Annotated in this window: 25 protein-coding genes; 7 read left to right on the top strand and 18 right to left on the bottom strand. The window is 64.5% G+C overall.

What is annotated here, in order from left to right:
* Positions 1-41 precede the first annotated feature (41 nt).
* On the top strand, positions 42-2024 hold the full coding sequence (locus EYV96_RS11730; RefSeq protein ID WP_131151746.1) for a UvrD-helicase domain-containing protein: 1983 nt from the start codon (positions 42-44) through the stop codon (positions 2022-2024).
* Positions 2025-2059: 35 nt separating this feature from the next.
* Here the strand turns inward: EYV96_RS11730 and pip are convergent, their stop codons facing one another.
* Together pip and EYV96_RS11720 are read right to left on the bottom strand one after the other, a co-directional pair.
* Positions 2060-3013 carry a prolyl aminopeptidase gene (gene pip / locus EYV96_RS11725; RefSeq protein WP_131152432.1) on the bottom strand — a complete coding sequence of 318 codons (954 nt, stop codon included), beginning with the start codon at positions 3011-3013 and terminating at the stop codon, positions 2060-2062.
* 10 nt (positions 3014-3023) lie between these two features.
* A complete protein-coding gene (locus EYV96_RS11720) occupies positions 3024-3533 on the bottom strand; it encodes an Lrp/AsnC family transcriptional regulator (RefSeq protein ID WP_131151745.1) in 510 nt (169 codons plus the stop codon).
* A 107-nt stretch (positions 3534-3640) separates the two neighbouring features.
* Between EYV96_RS11720 and EYV96_RS11715 the strand changes: the two genes are divergently transcribed.
* Both EYV96_RS11715 and EYV96_RS11710 read left to right on the top strand, forming a co-directional pair.
* Positions 3641-4558, top strand: a complete 918-nt coding sequence (locus tag EYV96_RS11715) for a DMT family transporter (protein ID WP_131151744.1) — start codon at positions 3641-3643, stop codon at positions 4556-4558.
* 67 nt (positions 4559-4625) lie between these two features.
* Positions 4626-5309: a glutathione S-transferase N-terminal domain-containing protein gene (locus EYV96_RS11710; RefSeq protein WP_131151743.1), complete on the top strand. Its 684-nt coding sequence runs from the start codon at positions 4626-4628 to the stop codon at positions 5307-5309.
* Between the two features lie 6 nt (positions 5310-5315).
* On the opposite strand, the gene EYV96_RS11705 is transcribed toward EYV96_RS11710, so the two are convergent.
* The 3 genes from EYV96_RS11705 to EYV96_RS11695 are packed head-to-tail and all read right to left on the bottom strand — an operon-like array spanning position 5316 to position 7233.
* Complete coding sequence (locus EYV96_RS11705; RefSeq protein ID WP_131151742.1) at positions 5316-5873, bottom strand: NMCC_0638 family (lipo)protein; 558 nt, start codon at positions 5871-5873, stop codon at positions 5316-5318.
* 57 nt (positions 5874-5930) lie between these two features.
* Positions 5931-6584: a Pr6Pr family membrane protein gene (locus EYV96_RS11700; protein ID WP_131151741.1), complete on the bottom strand. Its 654-nt coding sequence runs from the start codon at positions 6582-6584 to the stop codon at positions 5931-5933.
* A 10-nt stretch (positions 6585-6594) separates the two neighbouring features.
* Complete coding sequence (locus EYV96_RS11695; protein WP_165488670.1) at positions 6595-7233, bottom strand: TMEM175 family protein; 639 nt, start codon at positions 7231-7233, stop codon at positions 6595-6597.
* A 149-nt stretch (positions 7234-7382) separates the two neighbouring features.
* Here EYV96_RS11695 and EYV96_RS11690 point away from each other — a divergent pair, with 149 nt between their 5' ends.
* Entirely contained in the window at positions 7383-8531 is a 1149-nt protein-coding gene (locus EYV96_RS11690; RefSeq protein ID WP_131151739.1) for a hypothetical protein, read from the top strand.
* Here the strand turns inward: EYV96_RS11690 and ubiE are convergent.
* The 4 genes from ubiE to EYV96_RS11670 all read right to left on the bottom strand — a co-directional run bounded on the left by ubiE (position 8488) and on the right by EYV96_RS11670 (position 14235).
* Positions 8488-9240, bottom strand: coding sequence for a bifunctional demethylmenaquinone methyltransferase/2-methoxy-6-polyprenyl-1,4-benzoquinol methylase UbiE (gene ubiE / locus EYV96_RS11685; RefSeq protein ID WP_131151738.1), 753 nt, complete (start codon positions 9238-9240; stop codon positions 8488-8490). The genes EYV96_RS11690 and ubiE overlap by 44 nt on opposite strands.
* A gap of 57 nt (positions 9241-9297) precedes the next feature.
* Positions 9298-12000 (bottom strand): glycerol-3-phosphate 1-O-acyltransferase PlsB, encoded by a 2703-nt coding sequence (gene plsB, locus EYV96_RS11680; RefSeq protein WP_131151737.1) that lies wholly within the window; start codon positions 11998-12000, stop codon positions 9298-9300.
* 25 nt (positions 12001-12025) lie between these two features.
* Entirely contained in the window at positions 12026-13012 is a 987-nt protein-coding gene (locus EYV96_RS11675; protein ID WP_131151736.1) for a hypothetical protein, read from the bottom strand.
* A 314-nt stretch (positions 13013-13326) separates the two neighbouring features.
* The gene (locus tag EYV96_RS11670; protein WP_131151735.1) at positions 13327-14235 is read right to left on the bottom strand and encodes a 5'-nucleotidase, lipoprotein e(P4) family; all 909 of its coding nucleotides are present in this window, start codon (positions 14233-14235) and stop codon (positions 13327-13329) included.
* A 316-nt stretch (positions 14236-14551) separates the two neighbouring features.
* On the opposite strand from EYV96_RS11670, the gene EYV96_RS11665 reads away from it, so the two are divergent.
* The gene (locus EYV96_RS11665; RefSeq protein ID WP_131151734.1) at positions 14552-15589 is read left to right on the top strand and encodes an AI-2E family transporter; all 1038 of its coding nucleotides are present in this window, start codon (positions 14552-14554) and stop codon (positions 15587-15589) included.
* A 72-nt stretch (positions 15590-15661) separates the two neighbouring features.
* Here the strand turns inward: EYV96_RS11665 and EYV96_RS11660 are convergent, their stop codons facing one another.
* From EYV96_RS11660 to ttcA, 3 genes are all read right to left on the bottom strand, one after another.
* Positions 15662-16579 (bottom strand): recombination-associated protein RdgC, encoded by a 918-nt coding sequence (locus EYV96_RS11660; RefSeq protein WP_131151733.1) that lies wholly within the window; start codon positions 16577-16579, stop codon positions 15662-15664.
* Positions 16580-16692: 113 nt separating this feature from the next.
* On the bottom strand, positions 16693-17892 hold the full coding sequence (locus EYV96_RS11655; protein WP_131151732.1) for an amino acid aminotransferase: 1200 nt from the start codon (positions 17890-17892) through the stop codon (positions 16693-16695).
* A gap of 28 nt (positions 17893-17920) precedes the next feature.
* Positions 17921-18796: a tRNA 2-thiocytidine(32) synthetase TtcA gene (ttcA, locus tag EYV96_RS11650; protein ID WP_131151731.1), complete on the bottom strand. Its 876-nt coding sequence runs from the start codon at positions 18794-18796 to the stop codon at positions 17921-17923.
* A 102-nt stretch (positions 18797-18898) separates the two neighbouring features.
* Here ttcA and EYV96_RS11645 point away from each other — a divergent pair, with 102 nt between their 5' ends.
* Complete coding sequence (locus EYV96_RS11645) at positions 18899-19105, top strand: YdcH family protein (protein ID WP_131151730.1); 207 nt, start codon at positions 18899-18901, stop codon at positions 19103-19105.
* Between the two features lie 7 nt (positions 19106-19112).
* Positions 19113-19712, top strand: coding sequence for a GNAT family N-acetyltransferase (locus EYV96_RS11640; RefSeq protein WP_131151729.1), 600 nt, complete (start codon positions 19113-19115; stop codon positions 19710-19712).
* A 123-nt stretch (positions 19713-19835) separates the two neighbouring features.
* Here the strand turns inward: EYV96_RS11640 and pssA are convergent, their stop codons facing one another.
* The 6 genes from pssA to EYV96_RS11610 form a co-directional block, all read right to left on the bottom strand.
* Positions 19836-21230: a CDP-diacylglycerol--serine O-phosphatidyltransferase gene (gene pssA, locus EYV96_RS11635; protein WP_131151728.1), complete on the bottom strand. Its 1395-nt coding sequence runs from the start codon at positions 21228-21230 to the stop codon at positions 19836-19838.
* Positions 21231-21277: 47 nt separating this feature from the next.
* Positions 21278-22294, bottom strand: coding sequence for an HlyD family secretion protein (locus tag EYV96_RS11630; protein WP_131151727.1), 1017 nt, complete (start codon positions 22292-22294; stop codon positions 21278-21280).
* Between the two features lie 9 nt (positions 22295-22303).
* Positions 22304-22504: a DUF1656 domain-containing protein gene (locus EYV96_RS11625; RefSeq protein ID WP_131151726.1), complete on the bottom strand. Its 201-nt coding sequence runs from the start codon at positions 22502-22504 to the stop codon at positions 22304-22306.
* On the bottom strand, positions 22494-24620 hold the full coding sequence (locus tag EYV96_RS11620) for an FUSC family protein (RefSeq protein ID WP_131151725.1): 2127 nt from the start codon (positions 24618-24620) through the stop codon (positions 22494-22496). The genes EYV96_RS11625 and EYV96_RS11620 overlap by 11 nt, the downstream gene beginning before the upstream one ends.
* A gap of 2 nt (positions 24621-24622) precedes the next feature.
* Positions 24623-25117, bottom strand: coding sequence for a MarR family transcriptional regulator (locus EYV96_RS11615; RefSeq protein WP_131151724.1), 495 nt, complete (start codon positions 25115-25117; stop codon positions 24623-24625).
* A gap of 228 nt (positions 25118-25345) precedes the next feature.
* On the bottom strand, positions 25346-25753 hold the full coding sequence (locus EYV96_RS11610; RefSeq protein ID WP_131151723.1) for a DUF4156 domain-containing protein: 408 nt from the start codon (positions 25751-25753) through the stop codon (positions 25346-25348).
* Positions 25754-25866 lie beyond the last annotated feature (113 nt).

The raw sequence follows: 25866 nt of genomic DNA, 5'->3' as shown, positions 1-25866 counted from the left end.
CCCCGCTACCATGCCTGTCCAACCTCCAGCGCACGGCCCCCATGCTCAACCCCCAACAGCTTGCCGCAGTCGAACACTGCGACACCCCGCTTCTCGTGCTGGCTGGCGCCGGCTCGGGCAAGACCAGCGTGATCACGCAGAAAATCGCGCACCTGATCCAGCGGCGGAAGCTGTCGGCCTCGAAGATCGCGGCCATCACCTTCACCAACAAGGCGGCGAAGGAAATGCGCGAGCGCGTGGCCAAGCTGATCAGCAGCGAGGACGCCGCTGCCCTGACCGTGTGCACGTTCCATGCGCTGGGCCTGAAGTTCCTGCAGATCGAACATGCGCGCGCCGGATTGCGTAAGGGCTTTTCCGTGCTGGACGCGGACGACAGCGAAGGCATCGTCAAGGAACTCGCACCCAAGGGCGCCAAGCCCGACGTGCTGTTCGGTATCCGCAACCTGCTCAGCCGCGCCAAGAATGCCGGCCTGTCGCCCGAAGAAGCCATGGCCGCCGCACGCAGCCCGCGTGAGATCGATGCGGCGATGATCTACCAGCTGTACCAGCAGCGCCTGGCCGCCTTCAACGCGGTGGATTTCGACGACTTGATCCGCCTGCCGCTGCGCATCCTCGAAACCGACGAGGAGTGCCGCAATGCCTGGCGCGAGCGCCTGCGTTATCTGCTGGTCGACGAATACCAGGACACCAACGACGCGCAGTACCGCATGGTGCGCGCGCTGGCTGGCGAACGTGGCGGCTTCACTTGCGTGGGTGATGACGACCAGTCGATCTACGCATGGCGTGGCGCGAATCCGGAAAACATCGACCAGCTCAGCAAGGACTGGCCGACGCTGCGCGTGATCAAGCTCGAACAGAACTACCGTTGTGGCAAGCGCATCCTGCGCGCGGCCAACAAGCTGATCGCCAACAACACGCACTTGCACGAAAAAAAGCTGTGGAGCGACCTGCCCGAAGGCATGCCGATCCGCATTCTCGAGTGCAAGGACAATGAACACGAAGCCGAGCGCGTCGCCGCCATCGCGACAACGCTCGCGGAAAAGCACAAGGCGCGCTGGCACGACATCGCCATCTTGTATCGCGGCAATTTCCAGGCTCGCCCGCTGGAGAAGGCCCTGCGACTAGCGCGCGTGCCTTATCACCTCACCGGCGCACTGAGCTTCCTCGATCGCGCTGAAGTGAAGGACGTGCTTTGTTACCTGCGCCTGCTCACCAATCCCAGCGATGACGCGGCGTTTCTGCGCGTGGTGAACGTGCCCAAGCGCGAAATTGGATCGACGACGCTGGAAAAGCTGGGCCAGATTGCGCAGACGCGCAATGCCTCGCTACTCGACGCTGCGCGCAGCGATGCCGTGCTGCGACAGCTGACGCCGCGCCCTGCCGCCGCCCTCGCACAGTTCACGCAATTGATGGATGAGTTGCGTAGCGCCTCGCTGCATGAAAGCGCCGCGGATCTCGTCGAAACGTTGCTCAAGCGCACCGGATACGCCGCGCAGATCGTCGCCAGCACGCCCGACCCCGCCATGCGCGAGCGCCGCCTCGGCAACTTGCGCGAACTGGCCGACTGGTTCCGCGCCATGCAGAAGGGCAACAACAGCGCCGGTGATCTCGCCGGCCAGCTGGCCCTGCTCAGTCACGCTGATCGCGACGAACCGGGCAACGCCGTGCGCATGATGACCATGCATGCGGCCAAAGGCCTTGAGTTCCGCTTCGTGTTCATCGTCGGCTGCGAAGACGGCACGCTGCCGCACGAAGGCGCGCTCGACGAAGGCCGCGTCGATGAAGAACGCCGCCTGATGTACGTAGGCATCACGCGCGCGAAGGAAATGCTGACCTTGTCGTGGTCGGCCAAGACCAAGCGCTATGGCGAGGTGCACAGCAACCAGCCCAGCCGTTTCCTGCACGAACTGCCGCAGGACGACCTGCACTGGCAGGGCAAGGATCCGGAGGCGGACAAGGAAGTGGTGCGCGAGACCGCTGAATCGCACATGGCGAAGATCGCCGCAATGCTCGCTGGCAACTAACCTCCCCTCCCGCACGGGAGAGGAGGTGTGATGGATTACACCGCGTACTTGTCCGCCAGGCCGTCTGTCGCGCGCACCAGCACGTCGGCGATCGTCGGCTCGCCGGCCGCGTGCCCCGCAACAACCACATGGAAATGCGCTTCCGGCCAGTCTGCCGCGAGGTCGAACGCATTCTTCACCGGACACACGATGTCGTAGCGACCGTGCACGATCGTCGTCGGGATATGGCGGATCTTCTGCACGTCACGAATCAACTGCCCCGGTTCCAGCCACGCGCGATTTCGAAAGTAATGCGCCTCAAGGCGCGCCATCGACACGGCCACGCCCGGCTGGGTGAAACTCTCGACGGTATCGGGGCTGGGTTCGAGCGTAAGCATGCCGCTTTCCCAGGCGCTCCACGCCTTGGCCGCCGCCACGCGCACGTCTTCGTCATCGGACGTCAGGCGCTTCCAGTACGCCTCCAGCAGATCGCCGCGCTCGGCTTCCGGAATCGCTTCGACGTAGTGCTTCCAGTTGTCCGGGAAGATGCTCGACGCGCCGCCTTCTTCGTAGAACCAGCGCAGCTCGTCATCACGGCAAAGAAAGATGCCGCGCAGCACCAGACCGAGCACGCGCTCCGGGTGCGTCTGCGCATAAGCGAGCGCCAGCATTGAACCCCACGAGCCACCGAAGACGACCCAACGCTCGATGCCGAGCAGTTCGCGGATCGTTTCGATGTCCTTGACCAGATCCCACGTGGTGTTTTCGCGCAGCTCCGCGAACGGCGTCGACTGCCCGGCGCCGCGCTGGTCGAACAGCACGATGCGGTAGCGCGTGGGATCGAAGAACTGGCGATGGTAGGCGGACTTGCCGGCGCCCGGACCGCCGTGCAGGAAGATCACCGGCAAACCTTCCGGATTGCCGCACTCCTCCACATGCAAGGTATGCAGTTCGCTCACGGCAACCTGGCGGGTGGCGTAGGGTTCGATGGCGGGATAAAGGGTGCGCAACTCGGTCATGTCAGCGTTCTTGGGTCAGTTGGGCGGCGTTGCGCATGGCGAGCGTCAACGGGCGGTTTTCGTGCGACGTCTGCAGCACGATCAAAGTGGTGGTGCTGATGCTGGAATGGATCTTGAGGATCCGGTCCAGCACATCTTCCAGGTGCGCGATCGACATGGCGACGACGCGCAGCAGCGCGGAGTCCTCGCCGGCCAGACGCCGGCAATCCAGCACCTCGGGAATGCCGACCACGAGCTGCCCGACGCGGGCGCAGGTGCCGCCATCGCAGCGCAGGCGAATCATCGCCTCGATGTCATAGCCCAGGCGCTTGGGATTGATGGCGGCGCGGTAGCCCGTGATCACCCCGGCCTCCTCCAGGCGTTTGACGCGCTCGGCGACCGCGGGGGCCGACAGCTGCACTTTGCGGCCGAGTTCGGCGTAGCCCTGGCGCGCGTCCTGCTGCAGGGCTTCGAGAAGCTGCCAGTCCTTGGTGTCCCAGGCGGGTTTCGATTCGAAGGTCAGGGCGTTCATTCTCATTTCGTTCCGTGGCGAAACATGCCCATCCTACGCTGATTCATCATTCCGGCGGAGCCTTCACAGGCATACGATGCGCACATTCCCCACCGGAATTTTCCCCCATGAGCACCCCGGAACGCCTCGACGGGCGAGCCCTGCTTTACGTCGGTATCGCCCTGATCACCTGGTCGTCGGCCTACGCCGCGATCGCCTATGCGCTGGCCTCTTTCACCCCGGGTGAAGTGGCCCTGGCCCGCCTTGGCATCGGCGCGATCAGCTTTGCCATCCTGATGGCGGCCAAGCGCGTCCCCATGCCGGCGAAGCGTGACTGGCCCCAGCTGGCGGCGCTGGGCGTGATCGGCCTGACCGTGTACCACTTGTGCCTCAACACGGCCGAAACCCGCGTGGCCAGCGGCACGGCGGCGATCCTGATTTCGCTGGTGCCGGCCACCACGGCGGCGGTGTCGGCCATCTGGCTGCGCGAACGCCTGTCGCCGCGCACGCTCACCGGCCTGGCAATCGCGCTGATCGGCGTGGTGATGGTCGTGCTGGCCAGCGGCAAGAACGTCCGCTTCGAACCGATGGCGGCCCTGGTGCTGGTAAGCGTGGTGGCTTGCGCGATCTTCTTCGTTGGCCAGAAACCGCTGTTTGCCCGCAACACCTTGCTGGGCGTCACGGGGTTTACCTTCTTCGCCGGGGCGCTCGCCAGCATCCCGTTCGGCCTCGGCTTGCCCGGCGCCCTTGCCCATGCACCGGCGTCGCATATCGCCGCCCTCGTCTACCTGGGCATTGCGCCGACCTTCATCGGGTACATCGCCTGGAACGCGGCCCTGCATCGTGCCTCCGCCTCGCAGGTAAGCAGCTTTATCTACTTCTCGCCGCCGATCGCCGTGCTGATTGGCTGGGCGTGGCTCGGTGAGCAGCCGACACTGCTGACCCTGGTCGGCGGCGTCATCACGGTTGGTGGCGTGGTCCTGGCCAATGCGCGCAAGCGGTCGGCGCCGGCCGTGGTGACGGCTGCGCCCGTGAAACAGTGCTGATCGTGCACATCTCCCTGTAAGCGACCGGCATTAATCTAGGCGGCAGATACCCACATGGATCGGCCGCATGTACACCCTGTACATCGCTAACAAGAATTATTCGTCGTGGTCGTTGCGGCCCTGGTCGGTGATGTCGCAGCTGGGCATCCCCTTCGAGGAAAAGCTCGTTCCCTTTGAGCAGGGCTGCAACTGGGATAGCTTTCGCGCCTTCTCTCCCACCGGCAAAGTGCCATGCCTGCTCGATGGCGACCGCGTCGTGTGGGATTCACTGGCGATTGTCGAGTACCTGGCAGAGCGCCACGACGGCGTCTGGCCATCCGATCCCGACGCCCGCGCGTGGGCACGCTGCGCCGCGGCGGAAATGCATTCGGGCTTCGGCGCGCTGCGTGAGCAGGCATCGATGAACTGCGGCGTGCGCGTTCGCCTGCATCACCTTACGGATGCGCTCAAGTCCGATATCGCCCGCATCGATGAACTGTGGAACGAAGGTCTCGTGCGCTTTGGCGGCCCCTTTCTCGCGGGCGGGCATTTCAGTGCGGTCGACGCATTCTTCGTGCCCGTCGCCTTCCGCATCCTCACCTATGACTTGCCCGTGCAGGCAAGCACGGCCGCGCTCGCGGAGCAGCTTCGCCAGCTTCCATCGTCGCAGCGCTGGTATCAGGACGCGCTACGCGAAACCTGGCGAGACAGCGCGCACGACGACGAAGCGCACCTGGCCGGCGAATGGCTGGAAGACCTGCGCGCACGCTAAGCGCGCTCAGTGATCCTTCTGCGTGCGCACCAGTGAGGCCATGGCCTGCACCGGAGCGTCCGGGGAAACCGCCGTGGTGAGCGTGAAGGTGAGCTGGGTGTTATCGCTCTTGCCAGCCGACCAACCATAGCTGATGGTGTGGATCGGACCGGTCTCGACCATTTTGTTCTGGTCCATGAGCTTTTCGGCGACGAGGGGCTTCGGACTGGTCGAAGCGATCGCATTGAACTGCTGCTCCACCATCACGGTGTCCGCCTTTTGCGCGAATACCGCGCAGATACCGTCATCCCGAAGCGAGACGACATAGCCGACGCCGTCACTGTCGCTACGCACCCAGGCCTTGCCGGGTTGGCCGCCGAGGAAGAATCCGGACTTTTCCGCGGGCAGTTCGGCAGCATGCTCTGCCGCCATCGCGTCCTTCAGGCCCTCGAGATGGGTGTAGTGCTTCATGCACGTGGATGCAAACAGCTGGATGAAGAACGTGTGTCCGTCGGCCGGCGCCGCCCGCGCGGGCATCGCCGGCAGGAGCATCGCAGCGGCAAACAGGACAGCTAGGCTTCGCATCCGAATTCTCCCGGCCCGCCAGGGCGCGCGAATTATGCATCCTGGGCGCAGGCGACGTCAGGCGCGTGACACACCGGCCTCACGACTCACCTGCCAGCGCGCCAGAGCGATCAGGATGGCCGCCACCGCCATGAAGACCAGCAGCACGCCGATCGCGTCCAGCAGCACCCAACCGTAACCCAGGGTCGGTACGTCCAGGAAGGGATAGGGGTACCCGTTGTCCCATGCCCCGCGGATCAGCACGTAGGCGAAGTACGCTGCCGGATAAACCTGCCAGCGCACGACATCGGCCCATCGCAGCGACATCTTGGGCACCCCCAGCCACCACCACAGCACGAAGGCGACCGGCATGACGTCGTGCAGCACGACATCAGCGAAGATCTGCAAGCCATGCGGATGCCACAGTTGCCGCAGCAGCAGGTTGTAGATGGCCCCCACGACGATGATGCTCATCGCCAGCGCCGAATGAACCCCGGCGCGTCCAAACCATCGCGTGCAGGGGCCAACCGGGCCCAGCACGGACGATGCGAGGGCCACCACCACCGCCGCGTTCGTCAGGACGGTGAAGTAGCCCAAAAAGGTCCAGACCCCCGACAGCGTCGACTGACCGCCTTCATGGGCCACATTGATGGCGAGCCAGGCCTGCAGCAGCCAGCTCCCCCCGCCCAGGAGGGCAAAGAGCATGGCGTACCAGCGCAGCCCGGCGCGCATGGGGCGTCCCTCAGGCTCCGCTTGCCACGGCCTGCACCCGCTGGGCGCGGCGCCGGCCCAGCGACGCGAACAGCCGCACGAGGAACGGAATGCCGATCAGGAGGAAGTTGTTGTAGCCCGGCGCGAACCAGGCCGCGATCAGGGACAGCGCGGTTGCCGTCGGCAGGCCCCAGGCGCGCCAGCGCGTGGCGATGATGTCTTCGGCAGGAACGTCGGCGTGAACGTACTCCGGTCGCAAGACCATCGAGAACAGCCATCGCTGCAGCAGGCCGGCCGTCAGCAACGCGCCTGAATAGAACAGCTCGGGCACCCGTGCCAGCGGATTGCTGGCCATGAACGCCGTGGCGAAGGGCATGAAGGCCACCACCATCAGCAGCAACATGTTCGGCCACACGAATTTGGGGTTGTAGTTCTCCAGCATGCCGAACACGCGATGGTGCGCCACCCACAGCGCACCAATCACCAGAAAACTCAGCATGAAGCCCATGAAGCTCGGCTGCAGCTCGCGCAGGGCCTGCCAGAACGCCGCATCGTCGGTGCCGCTCAGGTGCGGTACGTGCACCTCGATGATCAGCAACGTGATGGCGATGGCGAACACCGCGTCCGAAAAGAATGTGAGGCGTTCGAGCTGCGAAGCACTGCGATTCATGTGGCCTTCCCCATGGCATTTTCCGGATCGTGCGGCATGAATGGCAGGGGGATCAAGGGACATCCGCCCGAAATCCAGAAGCGAGGCGACGGCGATGAGTGCAAGCTGGTACTCCTTTTCACCAAACGCACGCTGTGTCAGGCATTTGCATGCACTTCCCTCAACTCCTGACCAAAGCATTGTTCGCGCAGCAGGCCATTGCCGGCCTTGGGAACCCCCGTGCCACCTACGCAGATGTCCAAAGCGACAGGCTTGAAGCAGCGTTCAAGGCCGCTACCAATGAGCTTCCCGCGTTCGGCGCCTTGAAAGTTTGGCAAGCGCAGGACAAGCAAGACACGGCGACGGCTGTACAGCGGATGGCGCGTGCGGCCCCTGACAGCCAGCCGCCCTTTCCCCCCGCGGATTGGGAATCAAGCATTCTTGAAGTCGTCCATGCGCTTCCGTTGCGCACACTGGACCGTGTGCGGATTGATTTCGACGAACCGCCAAAGCTCATGTGTGTCAGCGTCGATAGCGCAACGATGACGCGCCATGCGCCCGAAGGCTGCCGGCCTGAGGCGCTGCGGGAGGCGCGACGTGCCCGGCTCATCGGTGGCGTACGCGTTGGCCCGTCCCGCGACAACAGTGCCATGCAGACATGCGTCCACCCCCGACCGGGTAGCTATCGCAGCGAAGGTGCGCTCAACCCGATACCGATCATCCGCTCCGACGACACCCGGACAACCTATCGCCTGGACGTGCGGTTTTCCCAACCGCCACGCCAGGGGCCACCGACGATTTTCATGCAGATCAAGGAATGTGGCGGCGAACTCAAGAGAGCTTTCGGCCATGGATGCAGCAAGCCTGCGGTCGCGCTGAAAATCACTTCAGAGGGAAGGATCTTTGCGACCATCAACCAGGTCGCGCCTCGCTTCGACGGGAAACCACGCGAGCTCAGGAAAAACATCGACCTTCACTGGCTCAACAGCGAGCGGATGGGCGCAAACGCTGACTTCCAGCAATTCGAGGTAGCGCTGCATCGGGTGCGGGGCGCGCACGGCGTCGTCGTTCGAATGAACGGCAAACTCGTGCTCGCGTATCGGGGTCCTTTTGGTTCGCCGGACTCGAATGCCGAATACGTCAAATGGGGCATTTACTCGCCCCAAAGCCGGGAGAACGGTCCAGGCGAACGGATCTGCCTGCAGTTCGACAACCTCGAGATCCTGCGCGAGGAAATGCCACCCGATGCGGGCCGCGGCATCTCAAGCAGGCAGGTTAAATCTTGTAACCCTTGTGTATGGCCACCACGCCGTTGGTGAGGTTGCGCACTTCCACCTTGCCGAAGCCGGCGCGCGCCATCATGCCCTTGAGCGTTTCCTGATCCGGATGCTTGCGGATGGACTCGGCCAGGTACTGGTAGCTGTCGGCGTCACCGGCGAACAGCTGGCCAAGCTTTGGCAGGATCTTGAACGAATGGAAGTCGTAGAGCTTGCTGAAAGCTTCGCTCTGCACCCGCGAAAACTCGAGGATCAACGCACGGCCGCCCGGCTTGAGCACGCGGCAGATATCGGCCAGCGCCTTGTCCTTGTCGGTGACGTTGCGCAGGCCGAACGCCATGGTCACTGCGTCGAAGCTGTTATCGGGGAACGGCAGGCATTCGGCGTTCATCTGCGCCCAGCGCAGACCGGACACCAGGCCGCGATCGGTCAGGCGATCGCGCCCGACACCCAGCATGGCGGCGTTGATGTCACCCACGACCACCTCGCCATCGGCGCCGACGACCGGCTTGAGCAGCGCGGCGATATCGCCCGTGCCACCGGCCAGGTCGAGCACGCGATCACCCTTGCGCACGCCGCTGATGGCGACGAAATGGCGCTTCCACAGGCGATGCACGCCGAACGACATCAGGTCGTTCATCAGGTCGTAATTGCGCGCCACCGAGGTGAACACCTGGCCGACGAGCTTCTGCTTGTCGCCCACGGGAACGTCACGGAAGCCGAAATGGGTGGTTTTGGACTGATCGCTCATGGGCGCATGGTACCGCAGTGGCCGGTCAGGCCTGGTGAAAAGGGTGGCCGAGCCGCGTCAGGAACGCGGTTCGACGTCGGTGGGGGCCTTGTCATCGACCGTGCGCACCGGCTCATGGGCGTGCTCGTGGTGTTCGGTGGCCACGTGGCGAGCATGCAGATCGTCGCTGGAGGCATCCGGCGGCAGCAAGGACGGCTGCACGGGTGTTTCCTCGACGGACGCCGGCGGCGGTGTGGCGACAGGCGCGGCCTCGGCGGCTGGCGTGGCTTCCTTGTCGTCGCCACCGGGCGTGATCTTGAGGATCGAATGGCGCACTTCACGCGCCAGGATCACGCGCGCATCGCGCACCATCACTTCGAGATTGGCGTCGTAATCGAGCTTGCCGTTCGGATCAGTCCACACGATGCGACTCTCACGCAGCTTCTGGATGAAGCCCCGGAACAGCGCCTTGTCGAAGAATTCCGGTGCGGACAACTCGTTGAGCAGGCTCAGGCGCTGCGCCGTGAGGGTACAGGCGTTTTCCAGCTCGGCGGCCGTGAGCGTATGCGGGCCGTTCTTCACCAGCGCGGCGATGGTGATGTAGTAGCGCTCAAAGGCCTGGATCAGGCTGCGCGCGATCACTTTCAGCTGGAAGGCGCCATCGTCCTGACCCGGGCCGCGCTCCAGCAGGCGACCTTCGCCGCTGGATTCGAGCAAGCCGCGACGCACGAAGAAGTCGATGGTGGCCTGAAGCTGCATGGCGAAACCATCGGCATCCCAGGGCAGGAAGAGTTCGCCCTGGATGAAGGGGTAGATCACCTTGCCAAGTCGCAGCACCGACGCGCGCGACATGCGGCGATTGTTGAGGAAGCAGCAGGCCACCCACGCCGCAGCGGCGGTGAGGTGCAGCACGTTGTTGCGGAAATAGCTCAGCAACACGGCTTGTTCGTCTTCAGTGACCAGCACGTCGCCCAGCGGATGGCGCACGCGGCGAATCCAGCCCATCTGCTCGCCATAGGCGATGATGCCTGGCGGATCCATCGGCGTGAGGGTCATGCGATCGGAGTACGGCAGCTCTTCCAGCAGCGCCTTCATCAACTCCAGCTGCGCCAGCAGATCGTTCTCTGCCATCGCGTGCTTGGGCGTGGCCAACAGCGCCACGGCCAGCAGGTTGATCGGGTTCACGTCGGCGGCGCGGTTGATGTTGATCTGGATCTTCTCGGCCAGATCGTCGACCACGCGACCGAGCCACTCGGGCTTGGCATCGGGGTCGTTCGTGTTCTCGCGCCACTGGGCATCGGCGGCATCGAGGATGGGATTGAGCTCGATGGGTTCGCCGAAATTGAGCGCGACGTGACCGTAGCGCTGGCGCAGCACCTTCAGGCCGCGCAGCAGGCCAATCAGCGATTCCTTTTCCTTCGGCTTGCCGGAGAGCTCGCCGATGTAGCTCTTGCCTTCCATCAGCTTTTCGTAGCCGATGTAGACCGGCTGGAACAGCACCGGTCGACGCGGCGCGCGCAGGAAGGCACGGACGGTCATCGCCAGCATGCCGGCGCGCGGCGCCAGCAGGCGACCCGTGCGCGAGCGGCCGCCTTCGATGAAGTATTCGATCGGCACGCCGCGATCGATCAGCTGCGCGAGGTATTCGTTGAACACCACGGAATACAGCGCGTTGCCCTTGAAGCTTCGGCGCAGGAAGAACGCACCGCCACGGCGCAGGATCGGGCCGATGCCCGGCAGGTTGAGGTTCACGCCGGCCGCGATGTGCGGCACCACCACGCCCGCCTGGTGCAGCTGGTAGCTCAGCAGCAGGTAATCCGTGTGGCTTCGGTGGCAGGGCACGTAAACCACTTCATGACCCGGCGCGGCGGCACGGGCCTTGTCGAAGTGATGCATGGCGATGCCGTCGTACAGCTTGTTCCAGAAATTCGACAGCAGGAACGACACCGAACGCACCACCGGATGGGAGTAGTCGGCGGCGATTTCCATCGCCATGTCCTGCGCGCGACGCCAGGCCTTGGCGGGCGGGATGTTTTCCTTGGCGGCGGTGGCGGCAATCGCCGAGCGCACCGGTTCGGCATTGAGCACGGCGTCGACCACGGTACGGCGGTGCGACAGATCGGGGCCGATCACGGCCGCGCGGATGCGGCGGAAGTGGGTACGCAGCACGCGGGCGATCTTGCGGGCGAAGCGCTCAGGCCGCAGGTCGCCACCTTCGCTCATCACCTGGCGCAGTGACACCGGCGCGGAGAAATGCACCACCGTGTCGCGGCCATTGAGCATCACGGCCAACAGGCGGCGAAAGCGACCGACCACCACCCAGTTTTCCGAGAACAACACGCTGAACCAGCCGGATTCGCGCGTGGGTGCACGACCGACGTAGATCGACACGGGCACGATCTGGATGTCGCGCTCGGGCTCGCCTTCCAGCGAACGCACCAGTTGGCCGAGCGGCTCGTTCGGCGCGCGCTGGCGACTGCGACCGAACAGCCAGCCGTCGCGGCGCGCCAGGGCGAACACCGAGCGCTTGCGGCGCGTGCCGGGCAACGGCTGCATCGGACTGGGCAGGCCCGCCTCGCGGCAGGCACGGTCAAGGATCAGCGCGTCGGAAAATCCGTCGCGCTCGATGACATAGCAAACCGGCGTACCCGGTTGCAGCAAGGTGGCCGGCTCCGCCGGATCGCGGCGGATGCGCACCCACGGCTCAAGCAGCTGCCCGGCGAGGTTGAACCACCAGGGAGCGCGGCTGCGGCTTGGAGAATCGTTGGACATAGTCGGCATCCGCCCATTCTAACGGGTCGAATGTTCAGCCCTTCTTCGGAGACTTGGGTTCGGGTGCTTTCGCCTCGGCTTTGGCCGGGGCTTCGACGGGCGTCGTCGCCGCTTCGACGGCCGAGGTACCGGCCGCCGGCGGCGCCATCAGGCGTTCGTGGGAGTCGTGCACGTTGCGCAGCAGGTCCTCGCTGTACCAGCGCCCGTCCTGCTGGATCAGCACCGATTCGGTCGTGATCGGCTTGCCCTGCAAGGTGTAGTCGATCTTCACGCGCGCCCAGTTGGGGCCCGTTTCCACCGTGGCGACCTTGACCGAATCGAGCGCGGCATCGACCGACAGGCCGTAGACGTTGAGCAGCTCCTTCAGACCGAGGAAGCCGACGGAGTACTTCTGCATGGCCGTGTCGAAATCCATGGCGCGCATGTCGTCGGCACTCTTCAGGTCGAGCTTGCGCGCGGTCGCCACGACGATCCCGATCGCCTGTTTGGCGCGCGCCTGATCGAACCAGGGCGTCTGCTGCGCCCACGGCGCCAGCACGTCAAGCACGTCGGAGACCTGCTTCTTCTGCGTGGAGCTCATGTCCTGGGACTTCTCGATGCCGGCACGCGCAATGCCCTGGAAGATGCCGACCATCAGCGGCAGCTGGTCGCTGTACTGCTGCTGGTACTCGATGAGCTTGGGGCGGGCGGCGGCGAAGAGCTTGTCCTCGGCGCCCGGCTCGGTCAGCTCCTTGATGTGTTCCTTGAATTCGGCCCGGTCCTCGTCCGTCAGTGGCGGCTGGTCCGGCGGGGTCTTGGCCCAGTCGGTGCGCAAGGTTTCATAGTCAGCCGGTGGCAGGGCGTGCTTCCAGAAGCCGGCGAAGTCACCGGTCTTGAGCAGGGTCACGGACTGCTGGACGGCTTCCACGGGGGTGTCGCCACCGGACTGGGCCGCCTGGTCCTTGTCTTTATTGTGGCAAGCCGCCAGCGCCAGCACGCAAAGCAGGCTGATCGAACCGAGGCGGAGGAAAGCACGACGCATGGGCGAGTCTCACGGTGGTAGGCGACAGAGCGCCTGTCAGGGAGCCGAGAGCGGCGGAGCGTACGCGGGCGTGTGGCGATGAAACAAGGGCCGCGGGGACTGGGCCTGTGTTCCTGTTAAGGAGGCCCCAAAAGAAAACCCCGCGGGCGTTGGGCCTCGCGGGGTAATCCGGCAGAGCCGGAAGGGAAATGGCCTTGCCCGCAGAATTTGTAGGTCAGCAGGGTTGGCGGGAGCGATCTTAACCGCACCCTGAAAGCTAAAGCAATACCTTACATTGTATCATGTAAGTTATTGATTTTCATATTTCGACCAAATCAATCAAAGCGCAAGGCGTTGATCTTCAAGCGACGACGCTCGTCGCGTGGCGCGGTCCAGTCGTTATTGAACAGCGACGGCTCCCAGGCGCCATAAGTGGGGTTAGGCAGTACGAACCACCGGGTGCCGATCCACTCCATGTACGGCTTCATGGCCTTCTCGCGACCTTCGGCGTTGTTCGCCAGAACGGTGACAAAATCGCCGATCTGGTCACCAAACTGCATCAAAACGCGATATTTGCGACTGATTAGCTGACGGCGGCAACCCTTTTCGGTGCCGATCTGCTCGCAGTCTTCAACGAAGGTACCCAGGCCCAGGAACGACTGGGGGCCGGACACTGGCAGGCCCGCCTTGCGCAGGTTTGCCAGCGTGGACTGGTCCAGATCCTTGGCGCGATTGGAGATATAGATCACTTCGACGCCATGCTTGGCGGCGAACTGGGTAAACGCGACCACGCCCGGCAGTGCGCGTGCGTTCTGCTCGTTGCACCAGGCGGCCCAGTCGGCTTCGTTGAATTCGCCGCCGCTCTTGATCAGGCGTGCCTGGTAAGGCGAGTTGTCCAGCACGGTTTCGTCGATATCCAGCACGATGGCGGGCTTGAGGCCTGCCACCGGGGCGAGACGATCGTCCTTGGGGAGCGCATCCCAGCTTTTGTCCTTCATGGCTGCCAGCAGGCGAGCCTGGGCGTCACGGTAGGTCTGCAGGTAGATCAGGTCGTGCTCGATCGCCGTTTGCGACCAGGCCACGGCATTGAGGTTGTCGTCAGCGGCAACGCCCGGCGCGGCGGACTTGGCGGCGACCGGGGCGGCAGGCGCCGAGGCATCGGAAGCAGGTTTGACCGGGGCCTGCGAGGCACAGCCAGCCAGCAGGGCGAACGCGACAAGCGTCGCCGGCAATCGAATGGACATGGAGTTCCCTGTTCTTGCGGGTGAAACGGACAGAATGCCCCTAGTTTATGACAGCGTGAATCCGGGCGCTGCGCGCCCTGTGAGGTCGCGCCTACGGCGCTGTGAGGCCGCCCGCTACGCGGGCTGTGAAATCGCGCCTGCGGCGCTGTAAACGGTAAACGGAGAAAAGCAGGACGCAAAGTCACCGGAACCCGCTCTTACCTGTTCACCGTTTACAGCCCGCGCAGCGGGCGGCCTCACAGCTCGCGCAGCGAGCGACTTCACCAGCGTGCAGCGCCCTGCCACACTGCCCCCTCCCCGGCCAACGCAAGATTTCATGTCGACCTCCTACATCCCGATCCAGGCACGCCAGCACAGCCTCGCCATTCGCATCGCCACTTATGTCCTGACGGGCATCCTGCTGATCGCGGTGCTGGTGCTGCGGTTGCTTCCCGCGCTGTTCGCGGGCCTGCTGGTGTTTGAGATCGTGCAGTCGACGGCGCCACTGCTGGGCAAGCGGGTGCCAAGTGACCGGGCGCGCATTGTCGTGGTCGCCTTGCTGGGCACCATCGTGGTGGGCCTGCTGACCCTGCTGATCCTGGGCGCGATCAGCTTTTTCCGCACCGAACTGGGCAACCCCGAGTTGCTCTGGCAGCAGCAGCTGATGCCGCTGGTAGAAAAGGCGCGTCAACAGATGCCGCCCTCGGTGGTGGGCTGGCTGCCCGACAGCGTGGACGACCTGCGCGATATGGCCATGGAGCTGACGCGCAAGCATTCGGTGAGCCTGCAGTCACTGGGCAAGGAAACCGCCCGCGTGTTTGTGCACATCATCATCGGCATGGTGCTGGGCGCGATCGTGGCGCTGAGCCGCACGCGTCCGCCGCATCAGGTCGGGCCGCTCGCGTCCGCACTGAGCCTGCGCGCGCTGCGCCTGGCCGAAGCGTTTCACAACATCGTGTTCGCGCAGATCAAGATTTCGCTGATCAACACGGTCGCCACGGCGATCTTCCTGCTCGGCGTGCTGCCAATCATGGGTATCCATATTCCGCTGGCCAAGACCCTGGTGGTGATCACCTTCATCGTCGGCCTGCTACCGGTCATCGGCAACCTGCTATCCAACACCGCCATCACCATCGCCGGCCTGTCGGTGTCGCTGGGCGTGGGCGTGGCCGCGCTAGGCTTCCTGATCCTGATCCACAAGCTGGAATATTTCCTCAACGCGCGCATCGTCGGCACGCAGATCCGCTCGCGCGCCTGGGAGTTGCTGGTGGCGATGCTGCTGATGGAAGCGGCATTCGGCTTGCCTGGCCTGGTCGCCGCGCCGATCTACTACGCCTACTTGAAGAGCGAGCTGGAAGCCGAGCAGTTGATCTGACCCGCCGCCCATCGCGCACAGAAAAACGGCCCCGGAAATCCGGGGCCGTTTTCGTTTCCTGACCTGCTGGCCTCAGGCATCGGCAGGACGCGGCAGACCGAACCACTCTTCCATCTTGGCAAGCAGTCGCTCGAGCTCCAGCGTCAGCAGCGCGAAACGTGCATCCATTTCGGCGGCGGCGTCCTGGTGACTGTCGCCCATCTCATCGAGCACGACGTCCAGGAATTTCAGCTTGCGCACGACGAGGTCCTCGCCGAGCACGAAGCTCATGCGGTCGTCGAAGGTGAGCCCCAGCTGGAAGACCTGCTTGCCGTTGCGCAGATGCTCCTTCACTTCCTCGCTGTCCAGCTCCTGGCGACGGCACCGTGCGATGGCACCGGTGGCACTGGCCGGATCGCGCAGTTCGCATTCGTCGCCCAGGGCAAGACCGGCCGGCAAATTGCCCGTAGCGAGCCAGTCGGTCATCAGTACGCGCGGACCTTCTTCCGGTGCGAGCGGGACCGCCGGGAAGCTGCCCAGCGCCTCGCGCACCTGGGTCAGGGCGTTTTCGGCCGACTTGCGGCTCGAGGTATCGAGCACCAGCCAGCCATGACGCTTGTCCACGTAGGCGGACAAACGCGAGCTGCGCACGAACGCGCGCGGCAGGAGCTCCGTGAGGAGGTCTTCCTTGATGCGCTTGCGCTCGCGGCCGCCGACCTTGCGGCCTTCTTCTTCGACGATCTTCTGCACCTTGCGATGCAGCTCGTCGTTGACGACGGCGGCCGGCAGCAGCTTGTCCTCGCTGCCGACGGTGACCAGCGTGGAAGCGTTGACCGCATGCGTCAGCGGCGCTTCTTCGCCGCGACCCACCGGCGGCACGAAGCCCTTCGTGCCCATTTCCAGCGGACCGCACGAACGCAGGCGATGGTCGGCGAGTGCGTCATCGAGGCGATGGAGGTCTTCGGCAACAGCAGGGGAAAAGCGGAACAGCGTGAGATTGCGAAAGAACATGCATTGTCCGTGGCTGGTTTGTCATGCCGGCTCAGGCCGGCATCCGGCGTATCGACAGCGCGAAACGCCCAGGTCCCGACTTGCGCCGGGACAACGATCAGGAGTGATTTGGATCAGCGACTGACCGCAGCGACTGCGGCGACCACCGTATCCAGATTGTTGGTGTTGAGCGCTGCCACGCAGATGCGACCGGTGCCGATCGCATAGATGGCGAATTCCTCGCGCAAGCGATCGACCTGCGCCTTGCTCAGCCCCGAGTACGAGAACATACCCGCCTGGCGCTGGATGAAATCAAACTGCGGCGCACCGTGGACGGCGAGCTTTTCGACCATGCCCGCACGCATCGCGTGGATGCGCTCGCGCATCTCGGTCAGCTCCTGCTCCCACATCGTGCGCAGCTCGGCACTATTGAGCACGCCCGCCACCAGCGCGCCGCCATGCGTAGCCGGGCTGGAATAGTTGGAGCGGATGGTGCGCTTGACCAGCGACTGCACGCGCAGCACTTCGTCACGCGTCGCAGCGACGACGGACAACGCACCCACGCGCTCGCCGTACAACGAGAACGACTTCGAATACGAATTGGCGACCACGAACGACTCAATGCCCGAGGCGGCAAGCAGGCGCACGGCCGTGGCGTCGGCATCGATGCCCTTGTCGAAGCCCTGGTAGGCCATGTCGATGAAGGGGAACAGCTTGCGCTCCTTCACCAGCGCCACCACCTGCTCCCACTGCTGCGTGGTCAGATCCACGCCCGTCGGATTGTGGCAGCATGCATGCAGCAGCACGACCGTGCCCGATTCGAGCTTGCCCAGATCGGCCAGCATGCCTTCGAAGTTCAGGCCATGCGTGGTCGGATCGTAATAGGCGTATTCCACCACTTCGAAACCGGCCGCGTTGAACACCACGCGATGGTTTTCCCAGCTCGGGCTGCTGATGGCAACCTTCGCCTGCGGGAGCACTTTCTTGAGCAGGTCCGCGCCAATGCGCAGCGCGCCGCTGCCACCAATGGTCTGCGACGTCGCCACGCGGCCGGCGGCCAGCAGCGGCGAATCCGCGCCGAACACCAGCTTCTGCGTGGCCTGGTTGTAAGCCGGCAGGCCGTCGATCGGCAGGTAGCCGCGCGGCTTGGCCTCCAGGGCCAGCGCCTGCTCCACCTCGCGCACTGCGCGCATCAGCGGGATGCGGCCCTGTTCGTCGTAATAGATGCCCACGCCGAGGTTGACCTTGCCCGGACGCGTATCGGCCACGAAGGCTTCAGTGAGGCCCAGGATCGGATCGCCCGGGGTCATTTCAACGTTTGCAAAGTGGGACACGGCGGTTGCTCTTCAAAAAGGTGAAAGGTCAGGCTTCGTCCGGCGAACCGGCAAGCCATCGATGGGCATCGGCGCGGTTGGCGCCGTCGCGCGAACCCAGCGACGCGAAATCGAACAGGTTGCGGTCGGTCAGTTGCGATGGTGCGACCGAACCCAGCGCGCGGAAGATCGTCTCACTGCGGCCGGGATGCTGCTTTTCCCATTCGTCCATCATGCGGCGAACCGACTTGCGCTGCAGGTTTTCCTGCGAGCCGCAAAGATTGCACGGAATGATGGGGAATTGTCGCTGCTCGGCGTACGCGGCGATATCGTCTTCCCGGCAGTATGCCAGTGGGCGAATGACTACATGGCGACCATCGTCCGAACGCAGCTTCGGTGGCATCGCCTTGAGGCTGCCCTGGTAAAACATGTTCAGGAAGAACGTGGCCAGGATGTCGTCGCGATGATGGCCCAGCGCAATCTTGGTGATGCCGTTGGCGGCCGCCCAGTGATACAGCGCACCGCGGCGCAGACGCGAACACAGGCTGCACATCGTCTTGCCTTCGGGAATGACCCGGGTGACGGTGCTGTAGGTGTCCTGTTCAATGATGTGGAACGGCACGCCCAGGCCGGTGAGGTACTCCGGGAGCACATGCTCCGGGAAACCCGGCTGCTTCTGGTCCAGGTTCACCGCGATCAGCTCGAAGCGCACCGGCGCCTTCGCCTGCAGCGAGCGCAGCACGTCGAGCAAAGTGTAGGAATCCTTGCCGCCGGACAGGCACACCATCACCTTGTCGCCATCTTCGATCATGTTGAAGTCGGCGATGGCCTGGCCCACCTGGTGGCGCAGCCGCTTGGCCAGCTTGCCGGCTTCGTACTGCTGCTTGCGGGTGGCGTCGGGTTCGGGCCGGATCTGGGCGGACATGGGGCTGGTGCATTCGGAGGGACCGCCTATTGTAGCCACCTGACCGCCCGGGGTCTGGCGGGGGTACACTCGACGCTTACCCTTCCGCTTCCGACGAATGCCATGCAGGTCCAGGACCCCGCCGAGATTGCCCATCTGCTGGCCGAATTGCGGATCGAGCACCGCGACCTGGACGCCGCCATCGAGCAGATGTCCGGCGCCACGGGCCGCGACGAGCTCCAGCTGACCCGCATGAAGAAGCGCAAGCTCCTGCTCAAGGACGCCATCGCCCGGCTGGAAAGTCGGCTGATTCCCGACCTGGACGCCTGACGAGCCCATGCCCCACTCCGCCCCGATCCGCCTGGAGGACGACTACGTCGTCCTGGAACCACTCGCCCCCGAACACGCGCCCGGCCTGGAGGCCGCGGCAGCCGACGGCGAACTGTGGCATCTGTGGTTTACCAGCGCTCCGGCGCCAGGACAGGCCGCGACCTATATCCAGGCCGCTCTGGACGGCCAGGCCCGCGGCGTCATGTTGCCGTTCGCGGTCCGCGAGAAGTCGACGGGCGAGATCGCCGGCACCACGCGCTTCTACGACATCGTCGCCGATCCTGCCCGCGCGGCCATCGGCTACACCTGGTACGCCCGTCGCTGGCAGAAGAGCCACCTCAACACCGCCTGCAAGCGCCTGCTGCTGCAACATGCCTTCGAATCGCTGGGCTGTGTCGCCGTGGAATTTCACACGGATAGCCGCAACCAGGATTCGCAGCGGGCGATCGAGCGCCTGGGCGCGGTGCGCGAAGGCGTCCTGCGACTGCACAAGCGCCGCCCCGACGGCACGCTCCGCGACACGGTCTGCTACAGCATCCTCGACCGGGAATGGCCGGATGTGTCGAAGTGGCTCACGTTGCGCCTCGCTCGCCTTGCTTCGATGTGAGGTCGGGCGCTGCGCGCCCTGTGAACGGTAAACGGTCAACAGGTAAGAGCAAGAACGGCAACCGTGCGCGCCCTTTGCCTTTACTGTTCACCGTTCACTGCGCCAAAGGCGCGACTCCCCCCTTTACAGCAACCGGTTCAACAAGCGGTCCAGCCTCACGCGGCTAAGCCGTCGAAGCAGCTTGCGCACCTCTTCCGGATACGCGCGTGGCGATTCCAGCGAGTGATAGTCATCCAGGCGGGTGGCATGCGCTCGCAGGCGGTCCCATTCGGCCAGGTGCTGTGGCAGGAGCAGGTGCTCGGGATCGCGCAGGATCAGGCCGTTTTCCAGATCCAAAGCCCATGCGCGTGGATTGAGGTTATTGCCGGTCAGGACGGCCACCTCGTCATCGATAAGCATGCCCTTGAGGTGATAGCTGTTATCGCCGTGGCGCCAGAGCCAGAGGTTGAGCTGACCGCGCGTGACCTGCGCCTGATGCAGGCGTGCGAAGCGTCGCAGGTTGGCTTCGTAGAGATACGGCAGCAGGCCGATGCGCGTAAACGGCTGCGTCGGCGGGATGTAGAAGTCGTTGGCGGTTTTGTCACCGACCATGATGTCCAGTTGCACGCCGCGACGAAGTAGCTGGCCCAGCACCGCGCGCACCGGACGCGGCAAATTGAAGTACGGGGTGAATAGCACGACGCGGCGACGCGCGCCATGCAACAGGCCGAGCAGCGTTTCGTTGAGCAGGTTGTCGCTGCGACCGAAGCCGGCCAAAGGAGTAACCAGCACGTCGCCTTCGCCGCGCGACGCAACCGGCACCTCGTACTGCGCTTTGGCCAGGTTCTGCCGAAAGCGCACGATCGCCGGCTGCAATTCCCTGGTCACCGGCAAGGGGCGACGGTCAAGCGCCTGCACGGCGTCGCTGTCGCGAAACTGCGTGCGCACGTACCCGGCCATGCTGTCGGCCAGCGCGGCATCGCGAATGAGGTGATAGCGATCCAGGCGATAGCGCTGCTGCGCGGCAAGGTACACATCGTTGATGCTGGCGCCGCTGTACAACACCGCGTCGTCGATGATGAAACCTTTCAGGTGCAACACGCCGAACAACTCGCGCGTCTGCACCGGCACACCACGGACTGTCACTCCCGGACCCAGGCGCTCGGCAAACGCGCGATACATCGCCGCATTGCCTTCGCTGCGATCCTTGCCGATCAGGCCGCGGCGGGCGCGATGCCAGTCGACATATACCTCGACCTCCAGCGACGGTCGCGCCTGCTTGGCCGCGTACAGCGCCTCCAGCACCTCCCGTCCCGCGTCGTCGTCCTGCAGGTACAGCGCGACCAGCACGATCCGCTGCTGCGCCCCGGCGATCAGGTCGAGCAAGGTCGCACGGAACGCCTCCGGGCTTTGTAGCTCCCGCACCTGCCCCGCCGGCACGGCAAACGCCGGCAGCGCGGCCGGATCGGCCAGACCCGGACGACGGAACGGATTGAGTCGGCGCGCCAGCGCGCGCGGGGAGGGAAAGGTGCGGCTCATGGGGCGACATGGTAACCCGCGTCGCCCCCGGCCTCGTCAAACCGGCATCACGGCGTGCGCTTGCGCCCGTCCTCGTTAGGACTGACCACGATCGTCGCCGTCATGCCGGCAGCGATGATGGTGCCTTCGGGAATGTGATTGGTGTCGATGTCGATGCGCACCGGCACGCGTTGGGCCAGGCGCACCCAGTTGAAGGTGGGATTGACGTCGGCGAGGAGGTCGCTTCCGGCGGGATTGTCGCGATCGGTGATGCCGCGGGCGACGCCGGTGATGGTGCCTTTCAGGTGCACGCCGCCGGCCATCAGGCGGATGTCGACGGGGTCGCCGATGCGCAGGTGCGGCAGCTTGGTCTCTTCGAAGTAGCCGTAGATGTAGAAGCTGTGGGCGTCAATCAAAGCGAGGCGCGGGCTGCCGGTGGCAGCGTAGTCACCCACGCGCACGTCAAGGTTGGTGACGTAGCCGTCGACGGGAGCGCGTACTTCGGTGCGCTCCAGGTTGAGCTTGGCCTGGTCGAGTGCGACTTGCGCCTGCTCGACAGCGGCTTCCGCCTGCTGGCGTGCGGCGCTGGCCTGGTTGCCGCTGGCCTGGGCCTGCTGCCAGTTGGCCTTGGCCGAATTGGCCGCGGAAATGGCGTCGGTACGCACTTCCATCGACACCACATCACCCAGCTTCTGGCGACGCTCGGACTGGGTCGACGCCATGTCGAATTCGGCCTTGCGCGCGGCGGCACTGGCGAGCGCGGCGTTGATGTTCGCCCCCGCGGCGCGTCCGGCCGCTTCGGCAGCGGCGAGATTGGCCTCGGCCTGCGAAACGGCGTACTTGAAGCGCGGCTGGTCGATGGCGAACAGCAGGTCGCCCTTCTTCACCAGCTGGTTGTCGATCACGGCCACCTGCGTGACCAGACCGGATACATCCGGTGCGATCCGGACCACTTCAGCGCGCACGCGGCCATCGCGCGTCCACGGCGAGTACATGTAATGCCGCCACAAGGCATGACCGAGCCATGCGGCGGCCACGACAACCACGGCGGTGATGAGGAAACGAAGCAGTGACTGGATCTTCATGGAGTGGACTCAGCGGAACAACAGCAGTCCGGCGGCGCCGAACATGCAGACGAAAATGGCGAGACGGAAAAGCGGCGGATGCCACACGAAGCGGTACAGGCCGAAGCGGCCGACGATCGTGTCCACCACCCACAGCATCAGCAGGCAGGCTACGAACACCAGCAGCAGGCCGGGAACAAAGGCATCAGCCAAAGCGATTTCACGAGGCATGCGAAGGCTCCGGCGGGAGTTGAATGAAGGGCCCCATGGCCGACTCGTCATCGCGCAGCGCGGAGCGCAGCAGGTGCAGATGATGGAGCGTCGGCTGGCAGGCCGATCGGGCGAGATCGAGCTTGCCGGCGGTCGCGGCAATGGCGCGCTCGACGGCCTGGTCGGCTTCGAGCCAGTAGGCCTTGCTCGGCGCCTGGTAAAGATGGGCCACGGCGCGCACAGCTTCTTCCGCACAGACGCTTACTTCGTGCGGCACGTTGGACGATGCGATATCCCGGCGCAGTTCGATCACGGCGCGACCGCATTCGTGCACGGCCAGCGCCCACGCCAACAGCGAGCGCGATTCCGGACTGCCGGACGCGGTATGCGACACGATCTGGTGGAACAGATCGCGATTGACGCTTTCGAAGCGGTACAGCAGACCTTCGAGCGGCGCCGTGGCGGCAAGCACCACCTGTCGACGCAACTGACCGAGCTGACGGCGGCGCTGCCACTGTGTACCCGTGACCGCAGGGACGAACACAAAGGCGACGGCAGTCAGACCCAGGCCAACGATCTGCGCAATAGCGTCGTTGAGGAAGTGCGTCGGGTCGTACACCATCGGGTTCTTCAGCGCGAGGATGTAGACGAAGCCTAGCGTGTAGCCGGCGCCCACTCCCGGCAGCGTGGCGCGCGTGCTCAGGTACGGTCCGATCATCAGCAGCGGCATCGTGGCGATGATCAACATGGTGAAGCCGTCGCCGCCGGGCAGCAGCCAGAAGGTGACGATGTAGCCGGCCAGCATGCCCGAGGCGTAGCCGATCATCGTATTGACGATGCCCGACATCGGATGCGCCGACGCGCCGAACAGTCCGCTGAAGATCGTCGCCAGCAGCATGGCGCTGGAACCGAACGGCCAGCCACTCATAAGCCAGAACACGCTCAACGCGGACATGGTGAGAAAAGTACGCAGGACGCTGATGCTGGCGCCGGCAAAGTCATTGCCGCGCGGGAAGCGCACGGTCTCGACGGTGCCCCTGAGCTTGCCTTCGCGCAGCGACGCTTCCAGCGCGGTGAAGTCACGCATTTCACTGGCGAAGCGGCGAAGCAGGCCGGCGCCGGTGTCGAATTCCAGCCAGGTTTCCGGCGGCAACGAGGTGCGCAACTGCGCGGCCATCGGCGGCAGGATGTCTTCGCACTCGGCCAGTCGTGGCGCCAGCACACCCGGATCCTGGTCGCGCCCCTGCCCCGGCGACAACGCCTTGCCGATCGGCGAATAAAGCGCGATCAGCGCCTGCGCAACATCGGGACGACTTCGTTCGAGGCGATTGATCAGGTGATGGACCGACTGAAAGCTGGTCGACGCCGCCATGTAACGCAGGTTGAGCAGGCGCATGCGACTGCTGCGCGCGCGGGCTTCCGGATCTTCGAAGATCACCGAGGCGCGCAAGTCTTCCAGCTGCACGGCCGCGCGCACAAAACGCATGTGCGCACGCTCCATGTCGGCGCGCGCAATGGAGCCGCCGGTGCTTCCGCGCGCAAAATCGATGAAGTGCGCGAAATGCTCGCGTGCACTGCGACGAAGGACTTCGCGCAGGCGCTCAGGGAAGATCAGGTCGCTGACGACGCCGGATACGATGATGCCCAGCAGCACTTCGCTCACGCGCATCACCGCCGAGTCAAACACATTCAGCGGATCGCTGATGGCCGGCAAGGTAACAATCGCGGCGGTGTAACCGGCCAGCACGAAGCCATAGGCGGCAAAGTTGCGGTACAGCGTCGCGCCACCGGCACAGATGGCGACCCACAGCGAAAGACTCAGCAGGAACAGTTCTCGCTGCTGCGGAAACACGCTCATCAAGGCGAGGCCGAACAGGCTGCCGGCGAGCGTGCCGATCGCGCGGTAGAAGCTTTTCGCCAACACCATGCCGCTTTGCGGGTGCATCACGATCGCGACCGTGATCATCGCCGTGGCCGGTTGTTCCAGCTGGAACAGCATCGCAAGCCAGCAGGTGATGTACATCGCCAGCAGGGTCTTGGCCACGAAGATCCACGCGGCGCGTTCCTCGACGAGGAACGCAGCCAGCCACGGCACGCGCGCAGGCTTGGTGATCGAAGGGCCGGGGACAGCGGACATGATCAGGCAGCGTCGAGGTTATCGAGGAAGCGCTTGAGCAGGTGTTCGAGCTGCTGCATCTCATCGGCGGCCAGCGCCTGCGTCTGGCGTTCGAGCAGCTTGCAGATGTCGGGCAGGAAGTCTTCGATCATCGCAACACCTGCAGCTGTGAGCGTGAGCGACACCTTGCGTCGATCTTCATCGCTCGCGGTGCGCTCGATCAGCTGCTTATCACACAGCGCATTGGTAAGCCGCGTGATGTTGGCCGACTTCTCGCCCGCCGCGTCGGCGAGCTGGCTCGGGTTGAGGGTGAAGCCCTCGGTGCCGTACAGCATCATCAGGATGTTGTACTCGGGGTGGTTGATGCCCCAGGGCTTGAGCATGGCGTTGGCGTCGTCGTGCACGCGCTTGTAGATGTGCTTGACCAGGCGCACGAGGACGGCCGGCTCGCGGGGAAAATCCGGGTATCGCCGGCGGGTGACCGCCAGACGCTGTTCGGTAGGAAGGAAGCTGCTCATGGGACTCTTGGGGCCAGTAGTGGCCACGGCATTAGTACATATATGTACTTTACAGTTATGAAGGATACGCTTGGGAACGCGGGGGTGCAAGAGCGGCGATCGGTGAACGGCTAACGGAAAGAGCCAAGTGCGAGTGCCGAAAGGAAGTCCTAAATATCTGTTTTTACGCAATAAAAAAGGCGACCTCCGGAGAGGTCGCCCTGGATGGCAAAGCCCGTGGCGCCGCGATTAGTTCTTGACCGGGAAGGTCTCGGCGTTGCCGGGGTTGGCGTTCTGGCCGGCCGGTGCCGCCGTCGGGCGGGAGGGGGCGACGCGGTTGGCGCCGCAGCGGTACACGCCCCAGGCCTGGGAGCCGTCGACCGGCTCGGCCAGTGGTTTGATGGTGTCGGCCTGCATCTTGGCGGCTTCGTTGCGCGCCATGACTTCGAGCTCGTCGCGCACCTTGATGTCGTTGCGGTTGACCGGGCCCATGCGGCTCATCACCGACACGGTGACCTTGCCCAGGTCCTGGCAGGAAGCAGCCACGTCACCGGACCAGACCGTGCGCACGTTCTTCGCGGCATCGTCGAGGTTGATGCCCCAGGTGCAGGCGCCGAGCAAGGCGATGGGAACAAGCAACAGCGGCGTCTTGCGCATGGAACACTCCAGTGAGGTGGCAAAAAAATTGGCCGGGCACGTGATGCGCCCGGCCAACATCCTAACGTGATGGGATGGTGATGGTTCAAGCCTGGCTGAACGGCGTGACGAAA

This window comes from Dyella terrae (assembly GCF_004322705.1).
GTDB lineage: Bacteria > Pseudomonadota > Gammaproteobacteria > Xanthomonadales > Rhodanobacteraceae > Dyella_D > Dyella_D terrae.
This window is presented reverse-complemented; position numbering and strand designations above follow the sequence as displayed.